The organism is Pseudomonas saudimassiliensis (genome assembly GCF_000939975.1).
GTDB lineage: Bacteria > Pseudomonadota > Gammaproteobacteria > Pseudomonadales > Pseudomonadaceae > Halopseudomonas > Halopseudomonas saudimassiliensis.
On sequence record NZ_LK391969.1, the window covers coordinates 1,098,204 to 1,111,060 of the forward strand.

The 12,857-nt window shown below is 62.8% G+C and carries 14 protein-coding genes and 3 tRNA genes; 11 read left to right on the top strand and 6 right to left on the bottom strand.

Annotated elements, in window-relative coordinates:
• Positions 1 to 61 precede the first annotated feature (61 nt).
• The 4 genes from VG99_RS05165 to VG99_RS05180 all read left to right on the top strand — a co-directional run bounded on the left by VG99_RS05165 (position 62) and on the right by VG99_RS05180 (position 3,168).
• The gene (locus tag VG99_RS05165; RefSeq protein ID WP_044498637.1) at positions 62 to 859 is read left to right on the top strand and encodes a TatD family hydrolase; all 798 of its coding nucleotides are present in this window, start codon (positions 62 to 64) and stop codon (positions 857 to 859) included.
• A 54-nt stretch (positions 860 to 913) separates the two neighbouring features.
• Complete coding sequence (locus VG99_RS05170; protein ID WP_044498638.1) at positions 914 to 1,384, top strand: hypothetical protein; 471 nt, start codon at positions 914 to 916, stop codon at positions 1,382 to 1,384.
• 19 nt (positions 1,385 to 1,403) lie between these two features.
• Complete coding sequence (locus VG99_RS05175) at positions 1,404 to 2,228, top strand: SDR family oxidoreductase (RefSeq protein WP_044498639.1); 825 nt, start codon at positions 1,404 to 1,406, stop codon at positions 2,226 to 2,228.
• 85 nt (positions 2,229 to 2,313) lie between these two features.
• A complete protein-coding gene (locus VG99_RS05180) occupies positions 2,314 to 3,168 on the top strand; it encodes a Tim44 domain-containing protein (RefSeq protein ID WP_044498640.1) in 855 nt (284 codons plus the stop codon).
• A 78-nt stretch (positions 3,169 to 3,246) separates the two neighbouring features.
• On the opposite strand, the gene VG99_RS05185 is transcribed toward VG99_RS05180, so the two are convergent.
• Together VG99_RS05185 and VG99_RS05190 are read right to left on the bottom strand one after the other, a co-directional pair.
• Positions 3,247 to 3,801, bottom strand: a complete 555-nt coding sequence (locus VG99_RS05185; protein ID WP_044498644.1) for a response regulator transcription factor — start codon at positions 3,799 to 3,801, stop codon at positions 3,247 to 3,249.
• Positions 3,798 to 5,075: an ATP-binding protein gene (locus tag VG99_RS05190; RefSeq protein ID WP_044498645.1), complete on the bottom strand. Its 1,278-nt coding sequence runs from the start codon at positions 5,073 to 5,075 to the stop codon at positions 3,798 to 3,800. Before VG99_RS05190 ends, VG99_RS05185 begins: the two co-directional genes overlap by 4 nt.
• A 164-nt stretch (positions 5,076 to 5,239) precedes the next feature.
• Between VG99_RS05190 and VG99_RS05195 the strand changes: the two genes are divergently transcribed.
• Positions 5,240 to 5,938: an SIMPL domain-containing protein gene (locus VG99_RS05195; RefSeq protein ID WP_044498646.1), complete on the top strand. Its 699-nt coding sequence runs from the start codon at positions 5,240 to 5,242 to the stop codon at positions 5,936 to 5,938.
• Positions 5,939 to 5,946: 8 nt separating this feature from the next.
• Here VG99_RS05195 and VG99_RS05200 read toward each other — a convergent pair whose 3' ends face one another.
• The gene (locus VG99_RS05200) at positions 5,947 to 6,627 is read right to left on the bottom strand and encodes an energy-coupling factor ABC transporter permease (RefSeq protein WP_044498647.1); all 681 of its coding nucleotides are present in this window, start codon (positions 6,625 to 6,627) and stop codon (positions 5,947 to 5,949) included.
• 196 nt (positions 6,628 to 6,823) lie between these two features.
• Between VG99_RS05200 and VG99_RS05205 the strand changes: the two genes are divergently transcribed.
• The 5 genes from VG99_RS05205 to VG99_RS05225 all read left to right on the top strand — a co-directional run bounded on the left by VG99_RS05205 (position 6,824) and on the right by VG99_RS05225 (position 8,815).
• The gene (locus tag VG99_RS05205; protein WP_044498648.1) at positions 6,824 to 7,000 is read left to right on the top strand and encodes a DUF3094 family protein; all 177 of its coding nucleotides are present in this window, start codon (positions 6,824 to 6,826) and stop codon (positions 6,998 to 7,000) included.
• 43 nt (positions 7,001 to 7,043) lie between these two features.
• The gene (locus VG99_RS05210; protein WP_044498650.1) at positions 7,044 to 8,360 is read left to right on the top strand and encodes an NAD(P)/FAD-dependent oxidoreductase; all 1,317 of its coding nucleotides are present in this window, start codon (positions 7,044 to 7,046) and stop codon (positions 8,358 to 8,360) included.
• A 201-nt stretch (positions 8,361 to 8,561) separates the two neighbouring features.
• Positions 8,562 to 8,637: transfer RNA gene (locus tag VG99_RS05215), tRNA-Asn, on the top strand.
• A gap of 12 nt (positions 8,638 to 8,649) precedes the next feature.
• Positions 8,650 to 8,726 (top strand) — tRNA-Pro (locus tag VG99_RS05220).
• Between the two features lie 13 nt (positions 8,727 to 8,739).
• Positions 8,740 to 8,815 (top strand) — tRNA-Lys (locus VG99_RS05225).
• A 421-nt stretch (positions 8,816 to 9,236) separates the two neighbouring features.
• Here VG99_RS05225 and VG99_RS05230 read toward each other — a convergent pair.
• From VG99_RS05230 to VG99_RS05240, 3 genes are all read right to left on the bottom strand, one after another.
• Complete coding sequence (locus tag VG99_RS05230) at positions 9,237 to 10,781, bottom strand: phosphoenolpyruvate carboxykinase (protein ID WP_044498651.1); 1,545 nt, start codon at positions 10,779 to 10,781, stop codon at positions 9,237 to 9,239.
• Positions 10,782 to 10,946: 165 nt separating this feature from the next.
• Complete coding sequence (gene hslO, locus VG99_RS05235) at positions 10,947 to 11,828, bottom strand: Hsp33 family molecular chaperone HslO (protein WP_044498652.1); 882 nt, start codon at positions 11,826 to 11,828, stop codon at positions 10,947 to 10,949.
• 36 nt (positions 11,829 to 11,864) lie between these two features.
• Entirely contained in the window at positions 11,865 to 12,272 is a 408-nt protein-coding gene (locus VG99_RS05240) for an RNA-binding S4 domain-containing protein (protein WP_044498653.1), read from the bottom strand.
• Between the two features lie 112 nt (positions 12,273 to 12,384).
• Here VG99_RS05240 and rimB point away from each other — a divergent pair, with 112 nt between their 5' ends.
• Positions 12,385 to 12,855, top strand: a complete 471-nt coding sequence (gene rimB, locus VG99_RS05245; RefSeq protein ID WP_044498654.1) for a retropepsin-like aspartic endopeptidase RimB — start codon at positions 12,385 to 12,387, stop codon at positions 12,853 to 12,855.
• Positions 12,856 to 12,857: the final 2 nt, after the last annotated feature.

Here is a 12,857-nt window from a genome sequence, read left to right on the forward strand (position 1 = left end):
CCGGACCGCCTGCCCTGCCGTCACGCTTGCGAGCCGGCCCGACTCTGACGATGCTAGGGGCATGAATACCTACATCGATACCCATACCCACCTGGACTTTGACGACTTCGACGGCGACCGCGACGCGGTACTGGCCGACAGCCAGCGACTCGGCGTGCAGCGCCTGCTGCTGATGGGGGTGACCCGCGGCAACTGGGACCGGCTCTGGATGATGGTCGAGCGGGATTCACGGCTCTACGCCGCCTTCGGCTTGCATCCGGTCTTTCTCAACGAGCACCAGCCGGCGGATCTGACGCACCTGCGCGATCGCCTGGCCCGACACGCCGATGACCCGCGGTGCTGCGCCGTGGGCGAATTCGGTCTGGATTACTACATCGACAACCCGGACCGCGAGCGCCAGCAGCAGCTGTTCGAAGCCCAGTTGCAGATCGCCGCCGACGTCGATTTGCCGGTGTTGTTGCACGTGCGCCGCGCCCATGCCCCGGTGACCGCCGCACTGAAGCGCTACCGCCTACGCCGCGCGGGCATCATCCATGCCTTCTCCGGCAGTTACGAGGAGGCCCGCGAATATATCCGCCTGGGCTTCAAGTTGGGCATGGGCGGCGCCGCCACCTGGCCGCAGGCCAAACGCATGCACCGGGTCATCGCCCAGCTGCCAGCCGAAAGCCTGGTGCTGGAAACCGACTGTCCCGACATGGCCCCGGCGTTTTGCCCCTATCAGCGCAACAGTCCACAGAACCTCCCGCGCATCTGCGCGGAGCTGGCCGCGCTGCGGGGGGAGACACCGGAACAACTGGCCCGCCAGTGCCTGCATAACACCTGTGAATTATTCGGCTGGTCCGCCACTGCGGTGGCGTGATTGCGCGAGTCTGGTAGAGTCGGTCCATCAAGGGAGCTACTGCAAGGAGTCACCATGCCATTGGGCATAGCGCTACTGCTGATCTGGCTGGTTCTGCTGATCCGCTTTCCGCGCATCATGCTGCCAACCAGCGTCATTATCGTCGGCCTGACCCTGACGCTGGCGGCCGCGGTGGGTATCTGGCAATGGCACTATGGCAAGGAGGTGCAGCGGCTGGAAATCAATATCCAGTACGCCCCGCAGGCGTGCGACTTTGGCAAGCCATTGCAAGTGCAGATCCGCAATCACGCTGACCGAACCGCCAGCCGTATCAGTTGGCAATTGCTGGCCCGCCAGCCGGGCTACAATACCAACCTGCTGGATACCGGCGTGACCGAAAGCATCTACCAGACTAGCCAGGCGCTGCAGCCGGGCGGGCAATGGCAACAGTGCTACCGCGTGCCGCGCCTGCGCAGCGGCTTTCGCGCCGCGGATCTGGAATACCAGGCCGACAAGGTCCGCGCCGATTTCATCGACACCCAATAAACATAATAAAGGCACAACCATGAGCAAACCTGTCGCACTGATCACCGGCTGCTCCAGCGGCATCGGCCAGGCCCTGGCGCATATCTGTCTGGACGAAGGCTATGAGGTATTTGCCGCGGCCCGCAACCCTGCCACCCTCGCCCCGCTGACCGCCCGGGGTGCCCACGCGGTGACGCTGGACGTCAACGATGCGGCCCAGATCGCCGCCTGTCGTGAGCGCCTGCAGAACGAAGCCGGTCGACTCGACCTGCTGGTCAATAATGCCGGTTATGGCGCCATGGGGCCGATCCTCGATGCCGACCGCGACACCCTGCTCCGCCAGTTCGATACCAACGTCTTCGCCCCGGTGCAGCTGGTGCGCGCCACCGCCGACCTGCTGCGCGACCAGCGCGGGTTGATCGTCAATATCGGCAGCGTGTCGGGCGTGACCACGACGCCCTTCTCCGGGGTGTACTGTGCTTCCAAGGCGGCGTTGCATGCGCTCTCGGAAGCCATGCGCATGGAGCTGGCGCCCTTCGGTATCAGCGTGCTGACCGTGCAACCCGGCGCCATTGCCTCGGATTTCGGCAACAACGCCACCGCTGCCATCACCCTGGCCGACAGCTCCTGGTACAAACCCTGGGAGAAAGCCGTACAGGCGCGGGCCAACGCGTCGCAGAAAGCCACGTCCACCTCTGCCCGGGATTTTGCCCTGGAGCTGATGGGCTACATCAAGAACCCGCTGCGACCGGAGACCGCGCTGATCGGCTCCGGCAGCCGCAGCATGGTGCGGCTCAAGCGCTGGCTTCCCGCCTCGGTGCGCGAGGCGCAGCTGCGCAGACGGTTCCGCCTGGACCGGGTCTGACTCAAATACCGATACATTTTAGCGCTGGCGAGCAGCGACCAGGTTTGGCACTATCGCTGCACAAATCTATTCTGGAGACCTGCCCATGCGCTGGCTGTTACCCTTTTTCACTGTATTTCTGATGGTCGGCCTGGCCGTCCCCGACGCCGAAGCCCGGCGGATGGGTGGCGGCAAGAGCTTCGGCGCCGCGCCCATGCACAAGAGCCAGCCGGCCCAGCGCCAGCAAGCTCAGCAGCAGGCGGCTCCGCGCAACCAGCAGCAGAATCCGGCAGCCACCTCCGGCGCCAGTCGCTGGCTCGGCCCGCTGGCCGGCATCGCCGCCGGTGGCCTGCTGGCCTCCATGCTGTTCGGTGATGGCTTCCAGGGCCTGCAGATCTTCGACATCCTGATCTTCGGCCTGCTTGCCTTTGTGCTGTTCAAGCTGTTCTCCCGGCGCAACGCTCCGGCCATGCAGCGCCAGCCGCATCCCGCCGGCGGGCCAGCCGGTCATCCACAGCAAGCACCCCAGACCTGGACACCTGCGGGTGGTGCAGCGGCGCCGGTAGCAGCAGCCCAACCAGTCACCATGGATGCACCGGCCTGGTTCGATGCCGACAGCTTCCTCAAGGGCGCCGAAGAGCACTTCTTTACCCTGCAGCGCCATTGGCGCGACGGCGACACGGCCGGCATGGCCGAATACCTGGACCCAGCCCTGCTGCAACAGATGATCGCCGCCCGCGCCGAAGCACCGCCGAGCAGCAATGGCTTTGTCGAGGAGCTGGAAGTACGCCTGGAAGGGATTGAGCAGCGCGACGGTCGGACCATCGCCACGGTCGGCTTCACTGGCCTGGATCGGGAATTCCCGCAGGACGAGGGCGAACGCTTCGATGAGAGCTGGCGCCTGGAGCGTGCCGACGGCGAGAATCAGCCGTGGGTGATCTGCGGTATTCGCCAGAACTGAGGTAAGTCACCAAGGCTACCAGCGCCCAACCAGCCTGGTAGCCTTCTAACTTCTAACTTCTAACCTCTAACTGAGACCTCAGCGCCGCACCGGGCGCTTCTGCAGCTTGCGCTGCAACGTCCGCCGATGCATGCCCAGGGCGCGGGCAGTGGCGGAAATATTGTTGTCATGCTCGGCCAGCACCCGCTGGATATGCTCCCACTGCAAGCGATCGACCGACATGGGATGCTCCGGCACCAGACTTTCCGGATCGGCCTGATCCGACAACAGGGCGGTCAGCACATCATCGGCATCGGCCGGCTTGCACAGGTAGTTGCACGCGCCCCGCTTGATGGCTTCCACTGCGGTGGTGATGCTGGAATAACCCGTCAGGATCACTACCCGCAGGTCGGGGTACAACTCCAACAGACGCGGCAACAGCACCAGGCCCGAGTCGCCATCCATCTTCAGATCCAGCACCGCGTAATCGGGCTTGCGGCGCTGCGCCACCAACATGGCTTCCTCGGCGTCCCCGGCGGTATCCACCTGCAGGCCACGGCGTGTCAGTGCGCGGGCCATAACCCGGGTGAAGGTCGGGTCGTCATCTACCAACAGCAGCAGCGGCTGCTCTTCCTGATTGATCTCTTCAGTCATGCCTGATCCTCGATAGCTATCGGCAAGATTACCTCGGTGAGTGTACCCCCGCCATCCTGGTTGAACAGTTTCACACTGCCGCCGACGCGCTCGACCGCCGCCTGACTGAGAAACAGTCCCAGACCGAACCCCTTCTTGCCCTTGGTGGTGACGAAGGCGGTGCCCAGCTGTTCGGCAATGTGCAGGGGCACCCCGGGGCCGTAATCGCGGATACACAGGCGCAGCCGCTGGGCGTTCCATTCCAGGCCGATGGTGATGTTGTCGGGGCAGGCATCGGCGGCGTTGTTCAGCAGATTGAGGATGGACTGGCCCAGTTCGGGACTGTCCTGCACCAGCGGCACCTTGCCCGCGGGCACCGCCTTGAGCTGCCAGGACGCCTCTGGCCGCATGAGTTGCCAGCGCTCCAGCAACCCCTTGAGCCAGATGTCCGCCGGCTGGTTCACATGGGGCTGGCTGCGGTTGAACTCCGCGCTGCGAACCATCTGTTGCAGGCTTTCCTTGCACTGGCGCACCTGCTCCTGGAGCAGCGCCAGATCCTCCTGGATCTGCGGGTCGGCGTAGTCCGCCCGCAAGTCCTTGAGCAGCACACTCATGGTCGAGAGCGGCGTCGACAACTCGTGGGCAGCACCAGCGGCGACGCTGGCAATGCCCAGCAGCTGCGAGTCACGCATGCTCTGCTCGCGGCGCTCGGCCAGCCGTTCGGCATGCCGGCGCAGGGCTTCGGCCATGTGCACCACAAACAGGGTAATCAACCCGGCACTCATGGCGAAGTTGAGCCACATGCCGATCACCCGCAGGTCGATCCGCACCTGGCTGGCGTACATTGGCATCTCGAACAGCGGCAGCGGGTGATACCAGAACAGCAGCAGGCTGTAGGCGATCATCGCCACGCTGGCCAGCGCCGCTGTGTGCTGCCAGGACAGGGTCGCCGCCGCGATGGTCAGCGGCACCAGGAAGTAGGAAGCAAAGGGGTTGGCCGGCCCGCCCGCGTAGTAGAGCAGCACGCTGTGCACCAGGATATCGAACAGCAACTGGGCACCGTATTCCACATCAGTTACTGGCCAGTCGCGCAGCAGGCGCAGCAGCGTCAGCAGGCTAACCCCAGCCGATACCGCCAGGGTGAGCAACAGCGGCGTCCACTCCAGGGCAAACCAGCCACTCAGCCAGGCCCCCAGCACCGACACGCCCTGGGCCAGCAACACCAGCAAGCGAATGAAGATCAGCCGCCAGAGATTCTGTCGGGAGGGGGAAAGCGCCAGGGTATTGGGGTTCATCAATAATCGCTGCGACAAAATGGGCTCCAGTATAGAATCGGCCAGGACCGGGCCTGATGTGACATAGGGTCGCATAAACACGGCCCTACCGGCACCCCGGGAACCGCCATCGCGCCGCCGCAGTCTCAGCTAGTTCATAGCCGCACCGGCTCAAGGAGATCACTATGCGTTCGTTTCTGCTGTTACCCCTGGTGGCCAGCCTGGCCTTTGCCGGCCAGGCCCTGGCCGAGCCCCTGAACTACAACCAGGTCTCCCTGCGGGCCGAGGTCCAGCGCTCGGTCAATAACGATACCCTGACCGTGGTGCTGTTCACCGAGGCGCAGGACCGCGATCCGGCCGAACTGGCCAATCGCATCACCGAGACCCTGAACAAGGGCCTGGACATAGCGCGCCGCAACAGTGCGGTGAAAGTCAGCAGCGGCAGCCGTTACAGCCAGCCGGTCTACAATGACAATCGCGAGAATATCGTGGCCTGGCGCGAACGCGGTGAGATCCGCCTGGAGGGCACCGATTTCGCCCAGGTCTCCGCGGTCACCGGCGACCTGCTCGGCATCCTGAACCTGGCCAGCATGGAGTTCAGCCTGTCCCCGGCCAGCCGCAGTGCCGAAGAGGACAAGCTCATCAAGGAAGCAATAGATGCCTTCAAGCAGCGCGCCGACATCGCCACCGAAAGCCTGGGCGGCTCGGGTTACAAGATAGTGCAGCTGAGCCTCAATACCCAGTTCATGTCGCCGCGCCCCTACATGCAGGTCAGCAAGATGGCCAGGGCCGCCGATGCGGAAATGGCCGCCCCGGCGGTCGAGGGCGGTGAGGCCGATGTCAGCGTCAATGCCGATGGCGTGATCGAGATCCAGATGCCCTGAGCCCGGGCTCAGCGGTCCTTGTCGAAGGGCTCCTGGAGATAGCGGTCGGCATCGAAGGTTTCCACCCAATCGGGGTGAAACACCACCATGGCCGCTATCCCCATGCCGTTGATGAAGCCTTCAGGGAACATCACCATGATCATGTAGCCGATCAGCTCGACCAGCGAACTCGGCGGCGACAGCTGGCCCGACCAGGCCAGCAGCCCCATCCCCGCCAGCATGGTACAGACCGCGGCAAAGGACGCGGCAAAGAAGCCGCTGATGAAGATGTAGAGGAACAGGTTGGTGGGCTTGAAACGTTCCAGAAAGCGGCTGGCCAGCACGGTTACAGCCACCGGGATGAGGATGCGCAACAGCCCATTGGCACCCAGCGCAGCCGCATCATCAAGCCCCAGCAGTACCAGCGCCAGTTGCGCCAGCGCACCAGCGACCACCGCCAGCGGCCAATCCAGCATCAGGGTGATGACCGTCAAGCCGAGAAAATGGAAGGTCAGGCCGTTATCGAATTCCTTGCGCAGCAGCCAGAGCACGAACAACGCGAAGATGCTGCCGTAGAACAGATGCTGGCGGCGACTGTCCGCCACCAGCTCCACCCAGGAAATCCGTGCCAGTGCCCACAACAGCGTCCCGCCGAACAACAACAGACTCAGGACGATCTGGGTGGTGGTTAGCAGGCTGGCTGACAGCATGTAGGCTCCCGGGGAATGGCTTGGAGGGGCAGTCAAACGGGCGACTATCGCGCCGCGGTCAGGGCGTTGTGCCCGCGCCGGGCGGGCCTCCGGGCTGAGGTGCAATCTTGCGCAATGGAGCATAGAATAGCCACATAGTCCGTCAGACTCATGCGCAAAACAGTATTCAGATCATAACAATAAAGCAAGGTGACATATGGCCAGCCGTCTTTACCCCGAAGACCAGAAACGGGTCGATGAATATCTCAACTCCCCGCTGCACCAGGTCGAACGCAAGCCCTTCAAGATCTGGTGGTTATTGTTCGCTGTCCTGGTAGCGGTCATCGGCCTTGGGCTGCTGGCGCGTTTCCTCGCTGCTCTGGTGCTTGCATGACTCTGACAGGCGCCGGATCCCTGTTCTTAAAGAGTCGACGCACATGTCACAATCCACATCTTCTCCCCTCCCGCACATCGTCGTAGTGGGCGGCGGGGCGGGTGGCCTTGAACTGGTCACTCGCCTCGGCCGCACCCTGGGCAAACGCAAGCGCGCCCGCATCACCCTGATCGACGGCAACATGACCCACATCTGGAAGCCGCTGTTGCATGAGGTCGCGGCCGGGTCGCTCAATGCCACCGAGGAGGAGCTGAACTACGTCGCCCAGGCCAAGTGGAACTGCTTCCATTTCCAACTGGGCTGCATGACCGCTGTCGACCGGGACCGGCGGCAGGTGCTGCTGGCCCCGATCCAGGATGACAACGGCGAAGACCTGATCCCCGCCCGGGAAGTGCCCTATGACTACCTGGTGATCGCCGTTGGCAGCAAGACCAACGATTTCAATACCACCGGTGCCGCCGAGCATTGCCTGTTCCTCGATACCCGCGCCCAGGCCGAGCGCTTCCACACCCGGCTGATCAACCAATACCTCAAGGCCCAGGTCCGCGGCGAGACGCTACCTGCCGAATCGATCAACGTGGCCATCATCGGCGCCGGGGCGACCGGCGTGGAACTGGCCGCGGAACTGCACCACGCGGCGCTGATGCTACGCTCCTACGGGCTGGACCGGGTGCGTCCGGAGGATCTGAATATCAACCTGGTGGAAGCCGGCCCGCGCATCCTCCCCGCCCTGCCCGAGCGCCTGGCCAACCGCGCAGCGGCCACCCTGCATGGGCTGGGCGTACAGATCCGCACCGGCTCGCCGGTCAGCGAGGTCAAGGCGGACGGCCTGCTACTGGCCGATGGGCAATTCATTCCCGCCTCGCTGAAGGTCTGGGCTGCCGGTATCCGCGCGCCGGCGTTCCTTACCCAGCTCGGCCTGGAAACCAACCGCATCAACCAGTTGCTGGTCGACAAGACCCTGCGGACCGGGGACGAGCGGATCTTCGCCTTTGGTGACTGCGCCGCCTGCCCCATGGATGAACCGGGCACCTTTGTGCCTCCCCGAGCCCAATCAGCCCACCAGCAGGCGACCTTGATGAGCCGCAATCTCGGCGAACTGCTAGCGGGCCGGCCGTTGAAGGAATACCGCTACCGCGATCACGGCTCGCTGATCTCCCTGTCCAGCTTCAGTGCGGTTGGCAACCTGATGGGCAACCTGACCGGTAGCATCACCCTGGAGGGCTGGCTGGCCCGTATGTTCTATATCTCGTTGTACCGGATGCACCAGACCGCCCTGTACGGCCTGCCACGCACCGTCATGCTGATGCTAAGCGACCGTATCGGCCGCAGCACCGAACCCCGCCTCAAGCTCCACTGAGGCCAGCGGCGTTGAATGCAGCGGGCGCTTCGCGCTGCATTCACCCGCCATTCCCGTCGCGTTTTCGCGACTCCTTGGATTAATGCAACGGAAGCTCAAATTCGGGCTTGACAGCCCAGCCCTGGCCGGTAAAATGGCGCGCCTCAGCAGGGGATATGTGGCACCAACCCACAGTAACTTGCCGAGGCTTTTCAAGGTAATTCCGCGATAGCTCAGTTGGTAGAGCAAATGACTGTTAATCATTGGGTCCCAGGTTCGAGTCCTGGTCGCGGAGCCATCTTGTGAAGATCGGGGTATAGCGCAGTCTGGTAGCGCGCCTGCTTTGGGAGCAGGATGTCGGGAGTTCGAATCCCCCTACCCCGACCATTTTTTTGAGCATGGGTCGTTAGCTCAGTTGGTAGAGCAGTTGGCTTTTAACCAATTGGTCGTAGGTTCGAATCCTACACGACCCACCACTCAAAACCTCTTTTGCATTACTCTCCTCCTAGTTTAATTTCTGCTTCTCTGGCGCATCCGTGCCTGAATCCTCGTTTTTCTATCAATCACCACGCCCCCCCCCAGAAGCATTACGTGCTCTTTGATCGATGAACCCCCAACAGGTTTACATCGACCACATACAAGCAGCACGCCACCCTCCCGCTTTCCCATCAGCCATTCCAAAAGCAATGGGACGGTGCTGGGCAGTGGCCTTTGGCGAACCGTGTGCGGCCATGGACGGCCGCACACGAGCGCCACGGACGGCACGGGTGCGTGTTCGCCAAAGGCCACTGCCCAGCACCGTCTAACGCACCACTTCCTGCACTACGCAGCCGCCAAAACTCCCTAGAAACAACAAACCCGCCAATTGGCGGGTTTGCAGTACAGCCAGGGCCAGCCTTACAGCTGCGGACCCGCCTGAATGATAGACTCGGCCACCTCGAACTTCTTGAAGTTCTCGATGAACAGCCCTGCCAGATCCCGCGCCGCGGCATCATAGGCGGCCTGATCAGACCAGGTGTTGCGCGGATTGAGCAGCTTGGCATCAACGCCCGGCACCGCCTTGGGCACGTCCAGATTGATCACCGGCACGTGCTCGGTCTCGGCACCGACCAGGGCGCCGGACTGAATGGCAGCGATGATGGCGCGGGTAGTCGGAATGCTGAAACGGCTGCCGACACCGTAGCCACCGCCGGTCCAACCGGTGTTGACCAGGTAGACCTTGCTGCCAAAGGCGTTGATACGCTTGATCAGCAGCTCCGCATACTCGCCGGCCGGACGCGGGAAGAAGGGCGCACCAAAGCAGGTGGAGAAAGTGGACTTGATGCCACCACCCGAACCCATTTCGGTGGAGCCGACCAGCGCGGTATAGCCGGACAGGAAGTGGTAGGCAGCCTGTTCATTGTTCAGGATGGATACCGGCGGCAACACACCAGTGAGGTCACAGGTGAGGAAGATAATGGCGTTCGGCTCACCAGCCAGGTTGGCTTCAACCCGCTTCTCGACGTGCTTGAGCGGATAGGCGGCACGGGTGTTCTGGGTCAGGGATACGTCGGTATAGTCGGCCTTGCGGCTCTCTTCGTCGATGATGACGTTTTCCAGTACCGCACCGAACTTAATCGCGTCCCAGATGATGGGCTCATTCTTCTGCGACAGGTCGATGCACTTGGCGTAGCAACCACCCTCGATATTGAAGACGACACCTTCACCCCAACCGTGCTCGTCGTCACCGATCAGGTTACGCGCCGGATCAGCGGACAGGGTGGTCTTGCCGGTACCGGACAGACCGAAGAACAGCGTGGTATCGCCGTCATCGCCCACGTTGGCGGCGCAGTGCATGGGCAGCACGTCCTTGGCCGGCAGCAGGAAGTTCTGCACCGAGAACATGGCCTTCTTCATTTCCCCGGCGTACTGCATACCAGCCAGCAGCACCTTGCGCTGGGCGAAATTGATGATCACGCAGCCATCGCTGTTGGTGCCATCACGCTCGGGCTCGCAGACGAAGTGCGGCGCATTCCGGATTTGCCACTCGTCCTTGCCAGCCGGGTTGTACTGTTCCGGGTTGATGAACAGGGTCCGGCCGAACAGGTTGTGCCAGGCGGTCTCGGTTTCCATCACCACCGGCAGGTAATGCTCAGGGCTGGCACCGACGTGCACATGGGAAACGTAGCTTGGACCCTCGGCCAGGTAGTCTTCCACGCGCGTCCACAGCGCATCGAACTTGTCCGCCGGGAACGGCCGGTTGATCGGACCCCAGGCGATGGCGGAGCTGGTGGACGGCTCGTCAACAATGAACCGGTCCATCGGCGACCGGCCGGTGCGTTCGCCCGTCTTGACGACCAGAGCGCCAGTGTCGGCCAGATGACCTTCGTTGCGCTGGACCGCCAGCTCGATCAGCTCGGCAATGCTCAGGTCATTGAATGTTGTATTGGTTGCTTGGGTCATCAAACTTCGTCCTCTTCGGCTTGACCGAAATATCCACAAGACCGATGGATTCGGCCTCAGCACCTGGGTTTTTTACAGCTCTATGGAAACAGCGCCATCACCGCGCCAGCCCGGCATTATGCCAAAGTTTTGACCGCGACGCTAAAGCAAGGGCGTCACGGCCGATCAATGCAGGCTCTGGGCGTGGTCACGGGCCTTGTCGAACAGCTCGGCCAAGGCCGCCTGGTCGAACCGATAACGGGAATTGCAGAACTGGCAATCGACTTCTATTTCACCGCCGCGCTCTTCCAGCAGCAGGAACGCATCCTCCCGCCCAAGACTGACCAGCGCGTTGCCGGATCGTTCCGAGGAGCAGCTGCACCGAAAGCTAACGGAACGCTCCTCAAACAGCCTCACGTCCTCTTCATGGTAGAGCCGATGCAGAATGGTCTGGTTATCCAGCGCCATCAGTTCCTCGACGGTAAGGGTGTCGGCCAGCACGCTGAGGCGATTCCAGGTCTCCTTGCGCTCCGCCGGATCGGTCTGGCGGTCGGCGGGCAACGCCTGCAGCATGAAGCCCCGGGCAGTGCGCCCATCGGCCAGCAGGCGGAAGCGGCTCGGCAGCTGCTCGGAGCTGTCAAAGTAGCCCGCCAGGGCCTCGGCGAGGGACTCACCCTGCAGGGCAACGACTCCCTGGTAGCGTTGGCCCTGGTCCGGCTCCACGGTGATGGCCAGCACGCCATCGGGCATGAGCTCGGCCATGCCTTCGCCACTGAGGTCGTCCTGATAGCGGGCGATGGCCCGGACTTCCTGCTGGCTGGAACATTCGACCATCAACGTGGACAGCGGCCCGGAAGAGCGCGCCTGCATGACCAGCAGACCATCGAACTTGATTGCGCTGGACAGCAACACCGCCGCAGCGAGCAGCTCGCCCAGCAGCGCCTTTACCGGCTCGGGATAATCGTGCTTGGCTAGAATTTCGCTATAACTCTGGTTCAGCGAGACCAGTTCGCCGCGCACGTCGGCGTGCTCGAACAGGAAACGCTGGCTGACATCCTGGGACGACATGGCTTGCACCTTGGAAAAAACCCCGATTATACCCAATCACTCATCGGAAAGTGTGTTGCGCTCGTCGCGAAAACGGTGGATCTGCCGCCGCTGCTTCTTGGTCGGGCGATGCTCACTAATCAGCCCGCCGGCCCCAGCGGCCCGGCGCTGCGCCGCAGCCGCTTCGCGTTGTTCGATGCTGGCCGGCGTTTCCTCGTACAGCGTCTGGGCTTCCGGCGCCCCACGGCGCACCATGGACAGCTCGCGGATAACAACCGTGCGGGCGTCGAAGCCCTGGCGGACCTGCACTTCGTCACCTACCTTGGGCTCCTTGCTCGGCTTGCAACGCTCGCCCCGGTAATGCACCTTGCCCCCTTCTATCGCGGCCCTGGCCAGCGCCCGGGTCTTGAAAAACCGCGCCGCCCAGAGCCATTTATCCAGCCGCGGCTTGCCATCTTCGCTCATCGGGTCTGTACTCCTGTGGATTCTGTCTAAAGGAAACCTCGGGCCAGTGTATCAAGCTTGTTGAAATTCCGATCTTGGCCCATGATGCGCGGCATCTTGAGGGGGTAACCTGATGAAGACATTCGACCATCTGACGGTGATTGGCCTGCGCGAGTGGATCGGCCTGCCCGGGCTCGGCATTCCCAAGCTCCGCGCCAAGATCGACAGCGGCGCCAAGACCTCGGCCCTGCACGCCAGCGATATCGAGACCTTCGAGCGTGACGGTGAGACCTGGGTCCGTTTCAAGGCCCATACCGGCACGCCACGCAAACCCCGCGACACCGATTGCGAGGCGCGCCTGATCGATATCAAGCGGGTCAAGAGCTCCAACGGCCACCAGCAGGAACGTCACGTCATCCGCACACCGCTGGTGCTGGGCGACAAATGCTGGGACGTGGACTTCACCCTGACCTGCCGCAAGTCGATGCGCTACCGCGTGCTGCTGGGTTGCAGCGCCATGCTCGATGGCCAACTGGTCATCAATCCCGGACTACGCTTTGTCCAGGACCAACCCGAGACCCATCTCTTTCATTCAGAAGGCTGAAG